The 16,063-nt window shown below is 53.5% G+C and carries 14 protein-coding genes and 1 tRNA gene; 8 read left to right on the top strand and 7 right to left on the bottom strand.

The features are described 5' to 3' along the window. Positions 1-11: 11 nt before the first annotated feature. Together mcm and gins23 are read right to left on the bottom strand one after the other, a co-directional pair. Positions 12-2,099: a minichromosome maintenance protein MCM gene (gene mcm / locus ACZ5GQ_RS06645; protein WP_498856371.1), complete on the bottom strand. Its 2,088-nt coding sequence runs from the start codon at positions 2,097-2,099 to the stop codon at positions 12-14. Next, entirely contained in the window at positions 2,096-2,656 is a 561-nt protein-coding gene (gene gins23, locus ACZ5GQ_RS06640) for a DNA replication protein Gins23 (RefSeq protein WP_498856370.1), read from the bottom strand. Before gins23 ends, mcm begins: the two co-directional genes overlap by 4 nt. 122 nt (positions 2,657-2,778) lie before the next feature. Here gins23 and ACZ5GQ_RS06635 point away from each other — a divergent pair, with 122 nt between their 5' ends. Together ACZ5GQ_RS06635 and ACZ5GQ_RS06630 are read left to right on the top strand one after the other, a co-directional pair. Next, positions 2,779-3,768: a replication factor C small subunit gene (locus tag ACZ5GQ_RS06635; protein ID WP_498856369.1), complete on the top strand. Its 990-nt coding sequence runs from the start codon at positions 2,779-2,781 to the stop codon at positions 3,766-3,768. Then, positions 3,765-5,216 carry a replication factor C large subunit gene (locus ACZ5GQ_RS06630; protein WP_498856368.1) on the top strand — a complete coding sequence of 484 codons (1,452 nt, stop codon included), beginning with the start codon at positions 3,765-3,767 and terminating at the stop codon, positions 5,214-5,216. The genes ACZ5GQ_RS06635 and ACZ5GQ_RS06630 overlap by 4 nt, the downstream gene beginning before the upstream one ends. A gap of 71 nt (positions 5,217-5,287) precedes the next feature. On the opposite strand, the gene ACZ5GQ_RS06625 is transcribed toward ACZ5GQ_RS06630, so the two are convergent. Further along, positions 5,288-6,742: a class I adenylate-forming enzyme family protein gene (locus ACZ5GQ_RS06625; protein ID WP_498856367.1), complete on the bottom strand. Its 1,455-nt coding sequence runs from the start codon at positions 6,740-6,742 to the stop codon at positions 5,288-5,290. Between the two features lie 115 nt (positions 6,743-6,857). On the opposite strand from ACZ5GQ_RS06625, the gene ACZ5GQ_RS06620 reads away from it, so the two are divergent. Then, positions 6,858-8,123 (top strand): mandelate racemase/muconate lactonizing enzyme family protein, encoded by a 1,266-nt coding sequence (locus ACZ5GQ_RS06620; protein ID WP_498856366.1) that lies wholly within the window; start codon positions 6,858-6,860, stop codon positions 8,121-8,123. Between the two features lie 195 nt (positions 8,124-8,318). On the opposite strand, the gene ACZ5GQ_RS06615 is transcribed toward ACZ5GQ_RS06620, so the two are convergent. Then, a tRNA-His gene (locus ACZ5GQ_RS06615) sits at positions 8,319-8,392 on the bottom strand. A 282-nt stretch (positions 8,393-8,674) separates the two neighbouring features. Here ACZ5GQ_RS06615 and ACZ5GQ_RS06610 point away from each other — a divergent pair. The 5 genes from ACZ5GQ_RS06610 to ACZ5GQ_RS06590 all read left to right on the top strand — a co-directional run bounded on the left by ACZ5GQ_RS06610 (position 8,675) and on the right by ACZ5GQ_RS06590 (position 13,747). Further along, positions 8,675-10,054, top strand: coding sequence for an RtcB family protein (locus ACZ5GQ_RS06610; protein ID WP_498857390.1), 1,380 nt, complete (start codon positions 8,675-8,677; stop codon positions 10,052-10,054). Positions 10,055-10,168: 114 nt separating this feature from the next. Continuing rightward, positions 10,169-10,540 (top strand): PadR family transcriptional regulator, encoded by a 372-nt coding sequence (locus tag ACZ5GQ_RS06605; protein ID WP_498856365.1) that lies wholly within the window; start codon positions 10,169-10,171, stop codon positions 10,538-10,540. 34 nt (positions 10,541-10,574) lie between these two features. Next, the gene (locus ACZ5GQ_RS06600; protein WP_498856364.1) at positions 10,575-11,864 is read left to right on the top strand and encodes a M20 family metallopeptidase; all 1,290 of its coding nucleotides are present in this window, start codon (positions 10,575-10,577) and stop codon (positions 11,862-11,864) included. Between the two features lie 225 nt (positions 11,865-12,089). Next, positions 12,090-12,677 carry a peroxiredoxin gene (locus ACZ5GQ_RS06595; RefSeq protein ID WP_498856363.1) on the top strand — a complete coding sequence of 196 codons (588 nt, stop codon included), beginning with the start codon at positions 12,090-12,092 and terminating at the stop codon, positions 12,675-12,677. A gap of 161 nt (positions 12,678-12,838) precedes the next feature. Further along, positions 12,839-13,747, top strand: a complete 909-nt coding sequence (locus tag ACZ5GQ_RS06590) for an Mrp/NBP35 family ATP-binding protein (RefSeq protein WP_498857389.1) — start codon at positions 12,839-12,841, stop codon at positions 13,745-13,747. 62 nt (positions 13,748-13,809) lie between these two features. Here the strand turns inward: ACZ5GQ_RS06590 and ACZ5GQ_RS06585 are convergent, their stop codons facing one another. The 3 genes from ACZ5GQ_RS06585 to ACZ5GQ_RS06575 are packed head-to-tail and all read right to left on the bottom strand — an operon-like array spanning position 13,810 to position 15,945. Continuing rightward, on the bottom strand, positions 13,810-14,076 hold the full coding sequence (locus ACZ5GQ_RS06585; RefSeq protein ID WP_498856362.1) for a 50S ribosomal protein L23: 267 nt from the start codon (positions 14,074-14,076) through the stop codon (positions 13,810-13,812). Beyond that, positions 14,073-14,903 carry a 50S ribosomal protein L4 gene (gene rpl4p / locus ACZ5GQ_RS06580; protein ID WP_498856361.1) on the bottom strand — a complete coding sequence of 277 codons (831 nt, stop codon included), beginning with the start codon at positions 14,901-14,903 and terminating at the stop codon, positions 14,073-14,075. Before rpl4p ends, ACZ5GQ_RS06585 begins: the two co-directional genes overlap by 4 nt. A 4-nt stretch (positions 14,904-14,907) precedes the next feature. Further along, positions 14,908-15,945 (bottom strand): 50S ribosomal protein L3, encoded by a 1,038-nt coding sequence (locus ACZ5GQ_RS06575; RefSeq protein WP_498856360.1) that lies wholly within the window; start codon positions 15,943-15,945, stop codon positions 14,908-14,910. Between the last annotated feature and the right edge of the window lie 118 nt (positions 15,946-16,063).

The following is a 16,063-nucleotide window of genomic DNA, read 5'->3' as shown; positions in this document are numbered from 1 at the left end:
AGCTCCTCACGTTAGACCTCCTTGTAGCAGTTAGACCTAATTTCTGCTATCTGGCCCTGCCTGTTCATGGCCCTTATGGTCTCCTCTACCTTGTCTGGCGACACCTTCGTCTGAGACATCACCTCCTTTATTATGTCGTCAAGCTTAACGCAGGGCCTTCCGTCCTCCCTGAGCCTCTTTATGGTGTCAACTATGATTGTCATGAGCCTCCTGGTGTGGAAGCTGGCGCCCGTCGCTATCATTGAGTAATCTATGAAGCCTGACTCTACGTCAAGGCCCACGCTGCCCAGGAACGATAACATTAGCCTCACGGCCTCCTCCGCGTCCTCCGCGTCCACCCTGTCCTTTATAGCCATCCTAGCGTGAGCCTCTGAGAGCCTCACGAGCGCCTCAAGCTGCCTTGCGGTGACGGGCACCGGCGTCTGGCCCTCGTTGCCGTACTTAGAGGCCGAGGATCTCATAGTGACGAAGAACGACTCGATTATAGACTTCGCCTCGTCGGTAAGCTTAGGCCTCGAGTACCTCTTGGCATATATTATGTACTTCTTAAGCAGCTGCGGGTCTATCTCGGGCACGTACTTTGAGTAGTCGCTGTGAACGTCCAGTATGTACCTAGCTAGCCTCCTGTCGTGCTCCATGGCCATAACGTCCTTCACTACGAATATCAAGTCGAACCTGGAAAGCACTGTAGGCGGCAGATTGACGTTGTCTATAAAGCTCCTCTGAGGGTCGTAAAGCCCGTACTTGGGGTTGCCGGCGGCGAGGACCGCAGCCCTTGCGTTTAGCCTGGCCACTATGCCCGCCTTCGATATGCTTACCGACTGCTGCTCCATGGCCTCATGTATTGAGGCCCTGTCCTCAGGCCTCATCTTGTCAAACTCGTCTATTACGGCGAGACCTCCGTCGGCTAACACCAGGGCGCCCGCCTCAAGGAAGTACTCGCTGGTCTTCGGATCCTTCAGCACTGCAGCGGTCAGGCCGGCAGCTGTTGAGCCCTTGCCGCTGGTGTAAACGGACCTAGGCGCTATCCTGGCCGCTGACTGCAGGAGCTGGCTCTTTGCCACGCCCGGGTCTCCAACGAACAGCACATGTATGTCACCCCTTATCCTGGTGCCGTCAGGGGCTACCTTGGGCACCCCTCCAAAGAGCTGAAGCGCTATAGCCTCCTTGAGGTCCCAGTGTCCATATATTGTGGGCGCTATGCTGGCTATGATCTTCTCCCTTATCCATGGATCCTTGGAGAGCTCAAGTATCTTCTCCTCGTCGTCCCTAGTTATAGCTACCTCCTCGAGCACCTTCTCAGAAACCCTCAGGCTGTTCGCCTCTATCTTCAGCTCAAAGTAAGGCGACTTGTCGTTCCCAGCCGCAGGGCTTGGTCTAACTATGCCTACTACCGTGACCAGGTCCCCGGGCCTAGCCATGTCAACCAGGTCCTCAGTGAGCTCTACAGTTATGCTCCTGGGCATCTGGCCTCCAGGTACGTCCTCGGGCCTCTCCTGAAGCGTTATCTCCTGCCAGTCAATGTAGATGGATTTATCCCTGAGCAACACGAACCTGCCGCCGGCCTCGCCACAGACCGGGCACTGGGTTGGCTTGTCTATTTTATCCTCTAGGTACTCGTCCTCCTCGTAGGGCCACTGGAACTCGGCGTTACAGCCCTCCTTCTCGTGCCTGTAGACTGCCTTGATCATCTTGCTCCTGACGGGCCTCATCCTGGTTATTATGCCCTCCACCTGGACCAGCTTGTTCATATACTGAGTCTTGATGTCCCTGATCCTGGTGGTCTCGTAGAGGCCCTGCACCCTCACGTGGAACTTCCCTTTGCGCTTGGCAAACTCCGCGTCCTCACCAGCTACGAGCTCCAGGAGGGCCTCGTCAAACTCCTTTAACACCTTCTGCGGCTCATCTATGAGCATGTTAGCGAGGTCCGTGTTATACCTGTAAAGGTCCTGGAAGTCAACGATTAAGCTGCTCATGTCTAGGTTTATCATCCTGTGCAGCCTGTCCATGTACTTTAGGCCCTCGACGCTTCTGAAGTTCCTGACAAAGTCCTTGAACTTCTCCCCTATGCTTAGCTGCTCCTGCTCAGCGGCGCTCAACTGCCGTTCACCCCCATGAGGGACTGGATGTAGTTCTTCCACGACTCGAAGGCCTTCTTAAGCTGCGAGTAGATGAGCACCTCCTCAGGAGTCATGTTAGGAACCTCCTCGTCACCCATGTCAGTCTGAGCGAGCCTAACTATTTTAGAGAGCCTCAGCTGGGAGAGCTCTAATACGTTCTTCTCGCTTACGTCCTTGTCGTTTATCAGCATGTGTGAGGGGGACCTCTTTATGGCCTCGTCGAGGGACCTTATGAACTCGCCAACGGCAACGTAGAAGTCTGGAGGCAGCTGAGCAAGGTGAGAGCCGCTGGCGGACCTCCTCTCCTTGTAGTGATAGTTGTTTATGTAGTTGACATCGACTTCCTCCTTAGGTTTAGCGTACCCCTCCTCCGTGAGCACCTCGGCTATCCACCTGGGCACCTCAACCTCATCCCCCTTCTTCGCCTGGAGGGGGCCATCGGGCAGAGGTATGGTGCAGTCGTTCAATATCATAACCTTTATCGGCCTCAGCATGCCGTCAAGGCTCAGCAGCTGCAGCCTCTCTTCAAGTTTCACTGTGCTCCCTAACCTAACTCTGCCGGCGGGAACCAATAAGGCCGGAGGGCCCCTCCAGGGCTTGGGTGCAAGCCACCTTATTAGCCCAGGCTACAACAATAGTTAACGAGGGGCTCAATAGCTTGAGCACAGCCATAGAGGAGCTTCTGTGGACTGAGAAGTACAGGCCCAGGAGCCTGAAGGAAATAGTAAACCAGAAGGAAATAGTTGAAAGGCTCTCTAAGTTCGTCGCAGAGAAGAACATGCCCCACCTGCTCTTCGCAGGCCCGCCGGGCACAGGGAAGACCACTGCGGCCCACGCGCTAGCGCACGACCTCTACGGTGACAACTACGCTCAGTACATGCTAGAGCTGAACGCCAGCGACGAGAGGGGCATAGATACAATAAGGGAGAAGGTAAAGGAGTTCGCCAGGAGCAAGACGCCGCCTGACATACCGTTCAAGATAGTGCTCCTTGACGAGGCAGATAACATGACGGCAGACGCCCAGCAGGCCCTTAGAAGGCTCATGGAGCTGTATAGCGCTAACACGAGGTTTATACTGGCCGCCAACTTCCCGTCAAAGATTATAGACCCCATACAGAGCAGGTGCGCCTTTTTCAGGTTCACTCCACTTAGCAAGGAGGACGTAGTGGGAAGGCTCAGGTACATAGCTGATAAGGAGAACGTCAAATATGACGAGGATGCCTTAGAGGCTATTTATGATATATCAGAGGGCGACATGAGGAAGGCCATAAACATACTTCAGACGGCGGCCTCCTTGGGCAAAGTCGACGTTGACTCCGTATATAAGGTCGTTGGAATGGCTAGACCTAAGGATATAAGGGAGATGGTCGAGGAGGCCCTCAAGGGCAACTTCATGGGCGCCAGGGAGCTCCTCAGGAAGGTTATGATCGAGTATGGCCTCAGCGGTGAGGATGTCGTCAGGCAGATACATCGCGAGCTGTTCAGCAACGACCTCAATATACCTGAGGAGCTCAGAGTTATGATAGCTGACTACTTGGGAGAAATCCACTACAGGATAGTTGAGGGGAGCGATGATGACATACAGCTCAGCGCCTTCCTGGCATGGCTTGCAATGATGAGCAAGCGCGTGGGGGCCGCAACAACATGAGCCTCCAGCAGCGAATTCCATGGATAATAAAGTATAGGCCCAAGAGCGTTAATGAAGTAGTAGACCAGGAAGAAGCGAAGAGCCAGTTCCTTACATGGCTTGAGGCATGGCTCAAGGGAAGGCCCCCGGAGAAGAGGGCAGCACTTCTTTATGGCCCTCCAGGTGTCGGGAAGACAAGCCTTGTAGAGGCTGCGGCTCATGACTACAAGCTTGAGGTATTGGAACTGAATGCCAGTGATTACAGGAGGGCCGAGGACATAAGGAGAACTGTTGGCGTCGCCGCCTTTAGGAGGCCCCTGACCGGGAGGCTCATGATAATACTTATGGATGAGGTTGACGGCATAAGCGCTAGGGGAGACGCCGGAGGCCTTGACGAGCTTCTGAGAATAATACCTAACACGCAGAACCCCATAGTACTTACCGCTAACGACCCTTGGAAGGACCAGCTTAGGCCCCTCAGGGAGCTAACGCTAATGATAGAGTTCAAGAACCTCTCCACAGGCAACATAGTATCGCTGCTACAGAACATATGCGACAGGGAGCACATAGAGTGTGACCGCGAGGCTCTTAGATACATAGCCGACAAGAACATGGGAGACGTGAGGGCCTGCGTCAACGATCTTGAGGCGGTTGCTGAAGGCTATGGTAAGGTCACTATGGAGCTTGCCAGGGCGCTCGTCAGGGGAAGGGATAAGAGCATTGACCTCTGGAGGACCCTTAATGACATCTTTTACGCCAAGGCCGGGTGGATGGCTAAGAGGGCCGTGACCAACTCTGAGGAGGACTATGAGACTATTATGGCCTGGCTCAACGACAACATCCAAAACAAGTACGGAGATCCTGAAGACGCCTTCAGAGCCTGGGACGCCCTTGCGAGAGCGAGCCTCTTCCTCTCCAGGGCCAAGGCCGGCGACTGGGACTTCCTCTCCTACGTCTTTGACTTAATGGGTCCAGGGGTTGCAATGGCCAGGCAGGTGGAGCAGTCGCCCCTGAGAAATAAGTATCAGTATCCATCTAGGATAGCGCTTATGGCTAAGCTCAAGGACGTCAGGAGCGTCAGGGACTCCATAGCAGAGAAGTTTGCCTCGAGGCTCCACATATCAACGTCTACGTTCAAGGAAGACGTACTGCCTTACCTCTTCATAATATTTAGGCAGGGTGACATAAACGTGGCAGGGGGCCTCACGGTAGGCTATGACCTAACAGAGTCTGAAGTGCAGTACCTAGCGGGCCCCAGAAGTAAAGATGTTCTAAAGTCCGCCGAAGCAGTTCGCGAGGCGCTTAAGAAGAGTTCTGAGACTAAGGTTGCTGAGGAGAAAGGTCCTCAGAGTCAGCCGACGCATGTTGAGAGGGGCAGCAAGGGACAGCTGACGCTTGACATGTTCGGGCTAGGCTCAAGCTCTCTCAAGGCCTCAGGCGAGAAGGGCAGGAGGAGGTCCCGCAAGTGAGCGTCACAGCTTATCTACAAAGTATATCTTGTGCAGCTTCTTATAGAACGCCACTTGGCTATTAACAAAGTTCAGAAGCTCCTCCTCTGTGACTCTGGCACAGGCCTAAGGACTACTTTAGCCACCGGCCTCTCTCCAACAGCTGGATCCTTCTCTCCATAGACGTATGCCTGCTGGACGTCGGGGTGCCTCATGAGGACTACTTCAAGGTCTCTCGGAAATATGGGGTAGGCCTTGTACTTTATCATCCTTTTCCTCACGCCCCTGAAGTAAAGCAGCCCCCTATCATCAATGCTCATAAGGTCCCCCGTCCTTAGCCATCCGTTATAGAACGCCTTATTGGTCTCCTCAGGGTCCTCATAGCCCTCCATGAGCCAGGGCGACTTAGCTAGCAGTTCTCCTGTCTCGCCCGGACCCCTCTCCTCAGCAGGGTTATCGGGGTTCACTATCTTTATGTCAACGCCTGCTATGGGGGCGCCTACGGTACCTTTGACTTCCCCGACAGCGGTAGGCTGATATGTAAGGACCCACGACTCCGTCATCCCATAGAACTGCACCAGTGGGGCGCCGAAGACGTTACGGAACCCCTCCTGGGTTTCAGGCCTTAGGGGGGCCCCACCAGAGAGCCCCAGCTTAACCACTCCGGGAGGAGCGCCGCGCTTCTGCGCGGCCTCAACTAAGGAGTCGTGCATAGTGGGAGCCCCTGACACGAAGTTTATGCCATAAATTCTTATGGCCTCTAACGCCGCAACGTCATTCCATCTCTGCATAAGGACCACCGAGCCCCTAAGGTAGAGGGGCGTCAGGGTGCTGACCTGAAGGCCCAGCACATGGGTCATAGGGGCTACGACTATCGACACGGGTCTAAAGCCCAGCTTCATTGAGTCAGCTAGGGCCTTAACTGCTGTTGAGAGGGCGCGGTGAGTGTGATAGACCTGCATTGTCCGTCCTGCTATGCCAGCATAATACATTACTAAGGATCTTGAGCCGGGCTTCACGTCATCGCCATAGACCTCGTCGCTCTTTATAACGTCGCCCATGGTATGGACTTTAACTTCTTCCTCCTTGGGCTGCCCATCGACTACTATTACCTCTTCGACGCCCGCCCTTGCCAAGGTATGGCGCTCCCTCTCATAGAACTGCTGTGTCACCACACCAACCTTAATTCCTCTTCCCCTTAGCTCTTCATAGAGGTCCTCAGATATCGTCAGCGGGTCTACTAAAACCGAAATAGCGCCAGATCTCCATATTCCAAGCAGCCCCGCCAAAGCCTCGATCCTGTTATTTGCTGCAAAGAGCACAGGCTTCCCTTCGTCAACGCCGAGGGACTTCAAAAAGCCTGCCACCTTAGCCGAGACTTTTCTTAGGGCCCCCCATGTGTAGCACGCGCCCGTCTCGAGCTGCAGGGCGGCGCACTCACCTTCATGGCCTTTCCACACATCGTCAAGGAGTGAGTGTACGGGCTCCTCAACGGGCTCAAGCTCAGGAAGGCCTCCCTCAAAAAGCCTTGACCACACCTTCTCCACTTAAATCCCACCAGAGTAGGGAAGCTGAGGCTCTTAAATCCCTTAAGCCCTTAACCATCTAGTACCTGTCACGCATATATACTACCTCTAGGGCAGCGCTACGGGGCATCCTAACTTGAAAGAGCTCAGGATTACAAAAGTCACATCGTTTACTGTGCAGGCTAACTTTGAGTGGACCTTCGTAAGGGTATACTCCGGGGATCTCTACGGCACTGGGGAGGCAGGCCCTACTCCTGGGGCCTCGGCAATAGCTAATGTGTTGGGCAGCGTAATAGTGGGCGAGGACGCGTTCAAAGTAAACAGAATCCTCCAAAAGCTCAGGTGGGCCACGCTTTACGCCGGCACCTCAGCATACCATATAATATCTGCTATAGACATGGCACTCTATGACCTAATTGGCAAGTACCTTAACCTGCCAGTTTATGCTTTACTTGGCGGTGACAGGACTGAGATACCTGTGTACGTTGACGCCCATGGAGGTAAGGGCCTAGAGGCCATGAACTCAGCGCTTATGCCCGTTGAACCCTCATGGATTTCACAGGCTAACGTTGAAAAGGGCAGAATAAAGGAGCCAAGCCCTATTCACGGCAGGCTAACTATAGAGACGTGGACGGCCGACTACACGCCTGAGGCCTACGCGTCCAGGGCTAAGGAACTTAAGGCCGAGGGCTGGAAGGCCATAAAGTTCGACCTAGACGTGCCGACTCCCTACTCAGATCCAACTAGGCTAAGGAGCGGGAGGCTTAGTCAAGCTGAGATACAGTACCTTGCATCCTTGGCCGAGGCGGTAAGAGATGCGGTGGGTTACGACGTAGATATCATGTTTGACCTTCACTGGCGCTACGACCTAAACACGGGCATCGCACTGTGTAGGGCGCTCGAAGGTATTAAACCAAGGTGGGTTGAGGACCCAACGCCAGCCGTCACCACGCTGACTAACTTTGACGAGCTAAAGGTACTTACCTCGCAGTGCCACGTTCCCATAGAAGTTGGAGAGAACCTCTATACGTACTACCAGTTTAAAGACCTTCTTGGCACAGGGGTCAGCGTGTGGGCCCCAGATCCGGCCAAAGCTGGCGGTATAACTGAGCTAAGGAGGATAGAGGAGCTGGCATCGCTTTATGACATAGAGGTCTCGCCTCATAATATAGGCTCCCCCATAGCCACCATGGCCGCTGCTCATGCAGCGTCCATTAGCAACACCTTTGGGGCCCTTGAGTTCCATGGTCACGATTTGCCGTTCTGGAATGACCTGGTCAAGAGCAGAAAGAGGATAATAGACGTTACCAAGAGCGCTATACTGCTAACCGATGAGCCAGGTCTTGGAGTAGAGCTAGACGAGAACGTAGCTGCGAGGCTGTGGCCTGAGTTCAAGCTCTAGTCAGGGGCCCCTATGCCAGCTTTTTATTTCCTAACTTTTTAGTGCGCAAAGGGGCGGCGAGTGAGGACCCTGGCATGTTCTGAAATAATGAGGACTACGAACCCCCGACCTGACGCCGCCCATGAATGTATTGAACACGAATTAGAAGCTGGTTGCGTATCTGCCACTTTTTATTGTTATACTCGCAAATGAAGGGGCCCGGGCCGGGATTTGAACCCGGGACCTCCGGGTCCACAGCCCGGCGCTCTAGCCAGCTGAGCTACCCGGGCCACAGGGCCCATGCCCTCAGCTCATCGGCGAGGCGCCTCAGGCCGGGCCCCTCCACAGCTACCTGTGACTATTGACTCTATTTACCCTTTTCCTCTGTGGTTGGCCGTCCACGTTGATTAAGAATATGGGACACTATATAGCGGCGCATGATCATAGACACTGGCAGCTAGACTAAAAGGCCCTTGTCACCTCTCTGGCCTGGGTGAAGATGGTTGCCAGAAGTGCCCCTGAAGAGAGTTGACAAGAACACGTGGATAATAGACAAGGGCTTTAAGGGTTGCATGAGGGTACCAGCAATAATATATGCCGACGACCTGCTCATTCAAAAGATGCAGCAGGACCTCACGCTTGTTCAGGCTGCTAATGTAGCCTGCCTGCAGGGAATACAGCAGTACAGCATAGTCATGCCTGACGGCCACCAGGGCTATGGCTTCCCCATAGGTGGCGTGGCGGCTATGGATATCGAGGAGAACGGCGTCATAAGCCCTGGAGGGGTAGGTTATGACATAAACTGCGGGGTTCGCCTCATAAGGACGGACCTAACAGTCAATGACGTTAAACCCAAGATAAAGGATCTCATAAACACGATATATGAGAACGTGCCCAGCGGACTTGGCAGCACGGGCAAACTAAAGTTGAGCTTCCAGGAGCTCAACAGGGTCCTTGACGAGGGGGTCCAGTGGGCCGTCGAGAAGGGCTACGGCTGGAACGAGGACATAGAGAGGATCGAGGAGCGCGGCAGCTGGAAGCTAGCAGACTCCAGCAAGGTGAGCGACACTGCAAGGAGAAGGGGGGCCAGCGAGCTGGGCACCCTGGGGAGTGGGAACCACTTCCTTGAAGTTCAAGTAGTTGACAAAGTGTATGATGAGAGGCTGGCCAAGGCCTTCGGCCTCTTCGAGGGACAGATCACTGTAATGATACACACGGGCAGCAGGGGACTTGGCCACCAGATAGCAAGCGACTACCTACAGATCATGGAGAGGGCCATGAGGAAGTATGGCACAATACCGCCGGACAGGGAGCTGGCCAGCATACCATATAACACTCCTGAGGCCCAGGACTATGTCAGGGCCATGGCAGCTGGGGCTAACTACGCCTGGACCAACAGGCAGATAATAACTCACTGGGTCAGGGAGAGCTTCCAGCAGGTGTTTAAGGTGGATCCAGAAAAGCTTGAAATGCACCTAGTTTACGACGTAGCCCACAACATAGCTAAGATAGAGGAGTATGACATAAATGGGAAGAGGAGAAAGGTCGTGGTACACAGAAAAGGCGCCACAAGGGCATTCCCGCCAGGAAGCCCTGAGATACCGAGCATCTACAGGGAATATGGACAGCCCGTACTTATACCTGGCAGCATGGGCACCGCGAGCTACGTGCTCGCTGGCGTTGAGACTGGAGTTAAGACCTGGTTCACGGCACCTCATGGAGCTGGAAGGTGGATGAGCAGGTCCGGAGCTAAGAGGGAGAAGACCTATAAGGAGGTAATTCAAGAGATGGAGAGCAAGGGCATATACCTTAAGGCAAGCAACGTGGCCACCGTAATAGAGGAGATGCCCGAGGCCTACAAGGACGTTGACAGAGTGGCGCAGGTGGCGCGTGACGTTGGTATAGGAAAGCTCGTGGCGAGACTCAGGCCTCTAGGCGTCACCAAGGGCTGACGAGCCCTTTGGATATCTTGGAGATCTAGCGCATTAAATGACATGGGCTATACGGCGTAGCGTATTTTACTTTTTCCCATAACAGCCGACCTGGAAAGAGCTCGGTGCCAGATCATGAAGGGAGGCCTGCTGAGGGGGCTCGCCACATTTATGATATTAGCCGAGCTCGCTGAGAGACCAAAGTGCGGCTATGAAGTGGGCAAAGACATATCGCAGAAGGTTGGAGGCAAGCTCCCTCCTGGCTATGTATACGTGATGCTCAGCATGCTGGAAAAGAAAGGCCTCGTGGAGAGCAGCCCTGCGGGCGAGAGGAAGAAGGAGTACAGGATAACAGAGAAAGGAATAGATTTCCTCATAGAGCATGAGCAGCACATAGATAAAGTAATAGCCCTGCTGAGGGAAGTGCAGGACGTTGCTAGATCATTGAGGTACTCTAGGCTCCAGGAAAGCAGTGGGCTGCGCAAGGGTGAGCCTGGCCAAAGTTAATTAACCTCATATACAATTGAAGCCTGGGATATATATGAACGACGTAGAGAGCCTCGGCACAAGGTTAGCGAAGCTCGCCTCTGACATGATAAGAATAGACACTTCTAACCCTCCCGGCCACACAAGGGAGTTTGTGAACTTCCTTGTGGATTACCTGCAGCTACAGGGCTTTAGCCCTGACACTATTGAGATAGCCGAAGGTAAGCCGAACCTAATAGTTAGGGTTGGCTCGGGGTCGCCAACACTAATACTTAACGGCCATATGGACGTGGTGCCCGCCGGTGACAAGGAAAAGTGGACCAAGGCTGACCCCTTCTCTGGAGAGATAAAGGACGGTAAGGTTTACGGGAGAGGCGCCACGGACATGAAGGGCGGACTAGCTGTAATAGTAGCGCTGTTCTCTGATATAGCAAAGCTTGTGGAGGAAAAGGAGGCTGGATCCCTCGTACTGGTCGCCAGCGCTGACGAAGAGGTTGGAGGCGCTAATGGGCTAGGGGCCTTGGTCTCTAGAAAAGTCATCGCTGGAGATGCAGCAATAATAGCCGAGCCCTCAGGCGTCGAGACCATTTCCATTGGAGAGAAGGGGCTCTGCCAAATATCGTTAACGGTTAAGGGCAGGTCTGCCCATGGCAGCATGCCTATCCTCGGCGATAACGCCATAACGAAGTCACTTGACGTCATAGAGTTACTTTCGCAGGCCATAGACTCCTACAATTCTAAGATAGAGCCACCTAAGGACATCGAAGAAATGCTTGAGAGCTCTATAGACGTCCTAGTCGAGGAAGCTAGCAAGTCTCAAGTTAAGATATCAAGGAGCGAGGCTGAGTACGTGCTCAAGAAGATAACATTTAACCCGGGCGTCATGCGCTGCGGCACAAAGATCAACGTGGTGCCTGACAGGTGCGATATCGAAATAGATACTAGGCTACCGCTTGGGGTCAAGGGCAACGGCGAGCACAGCGCCTGCGAACTCCTGCTTGAGGACATAAGAAGTATACTCCTGGAAAACCTGCCACCTGACAGCTTTGAGCTCGAAATTCTTAACAGCAGTGAACCTAACTACACAGACCCTAACAGTAGCATAGTTAAGGTGGTATCTAACTCCGTTGAAAGAGTTCTCGGCATCAGGCCCAGGTACCGCATAGAGACGGGCGCCACGGACGGCCGTTACTTAAGGTATGTTGGCATACCTGTGGTGGTATACGGCCCTGGAGAGCCGTTCCTAGCGCATGCCTACAACGAATACGTAAAGATTGAGGACTTAGAGAAAGCCTACAGAGTTCTAAAGGATGCAGTATTGTCGTTCTTCAATCTAAATAAGTGAAGGCATTGCTCTGCTCAACCAGTCCTTATACTTTTAAGGATTATTATACTTGCTTGATAAGTCAAACCTTAAGGCCTTTATGACGGCTTCTATTGGTATTTAGCCCGAAAGCCCATCTGGCTAGTCCCTTAGTATCTACGCTACTTTGCTCTAAAGCTTTTCGATAGACTTTCTTAATAGAAACTTTTTTAAACTAGCAAACGCCTCTGATACCTGCGTGAGAACATGATAGAGGTTGGTTCACCCGCGCCTGACTTCACTGCAAACGCATACTTCCCTGCAGAGAACAGGGTTGGAAAGCTGAGCCTACATGACTATAAGGGCAAGTGGGTTATTTTAACGTTCCATCCCGGTGACTTCACCTTCGTCTGCGCCACGGACCTTGAGGCCTTCCAGGCCTACTATGATAAGTTTAAGGCTAACAATGCCGAGGTCCTGGCAGTCAGCACTGATAGCGTCTACTCGCACAAGGTCTGGGTTGAGACAAGCCCAAGGGTTAAGGGCGTCAAGTTCCCGCTGGTAGAGGACATAAATAAGCAGATATCTACTGCCTATGGCTTCCTTAACACAGTCACCGGCATGACAAGGAGAGGGACTGTCATAATAAACCCTGACGGGATAGTTGAGTACATATCCGTGTTTAATGACAGGCTTGGAAAGGACGTGCCTCACATCTACAACGCCTTCATTAACTTGAAGTACCTCTACGAGCACCCGCCAACGCCAACAGAGTTCGACATAGTGAGCGCCAACAAGGGAGAGGGTCACCAGGTGCTCCACATAAGGATACCCGACAGCATAGGAAAGCTGTGAAGATAGTCTTTTAACTTTATTTTAGTTTTTATATTTATTTCAAGTTATTTTTCCTTATCTAACCTTATCTAACTAACGTTTAATTCCCGCGACCTCAGAGAGGTAGAAGGGAGATTACATTGGCTGAGAGCCCCAACGAGGGTGAGAAGAAGGGCCTCAGGATGTCGCTTCCTCAGAAGTCATCGCCTTCAGCGGCGCCCGGAGGCGGCCAGAGCTACAGGGAGATCGCAGAACGCATGAGGCAGGCTCAGGAGGAACAAAAGCTTGTGGTTAAACGAATGAAGGAGATCCCGTATAAGGTTGCCATACTGAGCAGTAAGGGAGGCGTTGGAAAGTCTTTCGTGACTGCCAACCTAGCCATGGCACTAGCAACCATGGGCAAAGTTGTTGGCGTTCTGGACGCCGACTTTCATGGTCCTAGTATGCCCATGATGCTGGGCCTGAGGAACGTCAGAGGCCTCCTGGCCAGGGAGGACGGCAGCATAGTTCCTGCGGTTAATGTTTATGGAGTTAGGCTCGTCTCAGTGGGCCTGATGCTTCCAAGCGATGATGCCCCAGTGATCTGGAGGGGAAGTCTAAAGACTACAGCCATAAGACAGCTGTTGGCCTACACTGACTGGGAGGGGGCTCAGTACCTTCTCATAGACCTGCCTCCTGGCACGGGCGACGAGCAGCTCACCATAGCTCAAACCATACCTGGCCTCACGGGCTTCCTGCTTGTCACGATACCTAGCGAGGTCTCTAAGATAGTCGTTAAGAAGGCAGCCGCCTTTGCTGAGAAACTAAACGTGCCGCTGCTTGGCATCGTAGAGAACATGAGTTACTTCAGGTGCCCGGACGGCAGCGTGCAGTACATATTTGGCAAGGGAGCCGCCGAGGAGATAGCTAAGGAATTCAACATACCGTTCTTAGGGCAGATACCTCTGGACCCGCACATACGGGAAGCCAATGACGACGGGGAGCCGTTCTTCCTCGAGTACCCTGACTCGGAGGCCGCGAAGTCGTTCCTTGACATAGCGAGGAAGTTCGTAGAAGTGGTAGAGAAAGGCAATAAGGCGCAGAGCTCCTAATGCCCACGAGATTGACCCTTTTCGCATACGATATGTGCTATAAGTAAATGGGTCAAAATGGGTCATAAGAGGCCCAGCTTAGCGGCTACATCGGAAGCTTTGTACTCACTTGTAAGCCTCACGTAGGCCTTCTTCTCGCCAGTAGGAGTTATCAAAGTGTTTACGGACTGCACCTTGACGCCATAGAGCGACTCCACAGCCCTCTTTATTTCCTGCTTGTTCGCATCGCGGGCCACTATCAGCACCAGCGTGTTGGCTCTCTCCATGAGGCTCATGGCCTTCTCGCTCATAACGGCCCTAATTATTATCTCCCTAGAGTTTGAGCTCATGATGACACACCTCCTACCTTAAACCTCTCAGCAATTGCATTGAGCGCATTTGATGTTATAACTGTGAGCCTGCCGGGCTCGCCTCCTGGGGCCAGCTCAAGTACGCTCACGAGCTGAGGCTCCACCACGTCAACTCCTGGGAAGCCCCTCACCGACCTAGCAAAGGGAGAGTCTATGTCATCCACTATAAAGAGTATGCTGACAGGCGTCACGTACCTCCTGCCGCGCATCTTGCCCTTCCCGGCCCTTATCCTGGTTCCCTCGTAGGCTCTCTCTATGTCCGAGTATACGCCTATCTTGTTCAGCAGCTCCCTCGCGTCCGACGTCCTCTTTATGGCCTCTAATACCGAGGAGTCTAATACTATCGGAGTTGCGCTTGCTGAGAACACGTGCCCTCTGTCCCTCACCAGCTCAGGCACAGCGGTCGCAGCCAGGGCGCTCATAGTGCCCAGTACTCTTTCAGTTCTGTTGACTTCCTCCTTTATCTTCTTCTCCACGGTGGGCGGGAAGGCCCTTCTGCCCCCTCTTACAAACGGGGCAAGCCTTGCCCTTGTAGAGCCTTTAACCCTCGGCACCCTAGCAAGGCCGTGGTGAATTCCAAGGCTTATCGCAGTCGTCCTCTTGCCAGCCATGGGATCCCTTCCTTTGGGCTGCAGAGCGGCTGTGAACTCACTCATGAAGACCCTGTGTATGAGGTCCCTCCTTACTGGCACTCTGAAGACGTCTGGCAGCTGAACCTCTCCAGCCTCTTTGCCCTCAGCGTCATACTTAGGTACTACTATGGGCGGGTTCATATAGAGTAGGAATCCAAGACTTGCCCTGCTCATGGCTTCACACCCCCTGCTTGCTCTGCAGGCTCACGAACGTTATTGTAGGCTTGACAACGCCGAGCTTCAGGTACCACTTGGGCGGCCTCACGGGGTACCTCATAACAATTGGCCTCTTGACGACGCCCGGTATAGTGCCCTCTAGGACCACCAACGTGCTCCTCGGTATGCCATAGTGCAGGAAACCGCCAGCCGGAGTGTAGGCGGCCCAGTTATCAGTTATATCAAGTATCCTCTTGTTGTACTCCGTCCTCCTGTGGAAGCCTAGCTGTCCTGGGTTTGGTATCTCCCACCAGGTACCCTTGCCATGGCTCCTGGCCCCTATGCCCCTAGCCTTCTTCCTGTGCTTGTGCCACCTCGGCAGTATCTTTACTCCAAACCTCTTGACGTCCCCCTGGAACCCCTTGCCCTTGGTTACAGCAATGACATCCACCATGAGGCCTGGCTGAAATACCTCGCCAACAGAGATTGTCTTGCCAAGTATTGACGTTGCGTATTCGAAAGCTGCCTTAGCGTCGTCGCCCGGGGAGGCCACCTTTATCTCAAGCAGATCAGGCGACTTCTTGCTGAGGCCGCCGGTCAGCTTAGGCTGTGTCGCCACCAGAACCCTAACCTCTTTGATGTCGCTCAGCGAGGCCTCGAGCCTCTTGAGCATGGACTGCGTGTCAAAGGCTCCGAGGGTGCTTACCCTCCTCTCAAGCTCCAGGTCAAGCGGAGGCTTAGTCCAGGCCTCGCCTATGGTATAAAGCCCCTTGTTCTCATCGTAACCGTAGCCCCTCACCGCGAGCACGAAGGCAGGCGGGGCCTCAACCACGGTTATTGGCCTGAAAACTTCCTTGCCAAAGGTTGGCGAGCCCTGCCTGTTATCTATTATGAAGGCGTGGGTCATACCGACCTTGTAACCAATGAAGCCCAGCAGCGTTGGCTTCTGCACGCTGACCTCAGGCCACGTGCTGACGCTAGGCACAAACTCTGATGAGCGCTTCCTCGGCATGAATCCTAGGCTGCCACGTCTTGGCGCTGACTTTTTACGATGCCCCACTCCTTAGCACCTCGCTACATCAGCCTCGTATAGGCTGGGGGCTGGCATTTTAAAGGTTGAGCCTCCAGCAAGATCTTCCTAGAGGCGTTTAGCTGGCAGCTGTGGGAGCCGAGCATTT

It is taken from the genome of Caldococcus noboribetus (assembly GCF_055389385.1).
This window is presented reverse-complemented; position numbering and strand designations above follow the sequence as displayed.

What these genes read in the sequence shown, in the direction of transcription:
- ACZ5GQ_RS06610 (WP_498857390.1), top strand. Translation starts at nt 8,675, where the DNA reads ATGAGGGTACCAGCAATAATATATGCCGACGACCTGCTCATTCAAAAG.
- ACZ5GQ_RS06605 (WP_498856365.1), top strand. Translation starts at nt 10,169, where the DNA reads ATGAAGGGAGGCCTGCTGAGGGGGCTCGCCACATTTATGATATTAGCC.
- ACZ5GQ_RS06585 (WP_498856362.1), bottom strand. Translation starts at nt 14,076, where the DNA reads ATGAGCTCAAACTCTAGGGAGATAATAATTAGGGCCGTTATGAGCGAG.
- rpl4p (WP_498856361.1), bottom strand. Translation starts at nt 14,903, where the DNA reads ATGAGCAGGGCAAGTCTTGGATTCCTACTCTATATGAACCCGCCCATA.
- ACZ5GQ_RS06590 (WP_498857389.1), top strand. Translation starts at nt 12,839, where the DNA reads ATGTCGCTTCCTCAGAAGTCATCGCCTTCAGCGGCGCCCGGAGGCGGC.
- ACZ5GQ_RS06600 (WP_498856364.1), top strand. Translation starts at nt 10,575, where the DNA reads ATGAACGACGTAGAGAGCCTCGGCACAAGGTTAGCGAAGCTCGCCTCT.
- ACZ5GQ_RS06630 (WP_498856368.1), top strand. Translation starts at nt 3,765, where the DNA reads ATGAGCCTCCAGCAGCGAATTCCATGGATAATAAAGTATAGGCCCAAG.
- ACZ5GQ_RS06595 (WP_498856363.1), top strand. Translation starts at nt 12,090, where the DNA reads ATGATAGAGGTTGGTTCACCCGCGCCTGACTTCACTGCAAACGCATAC.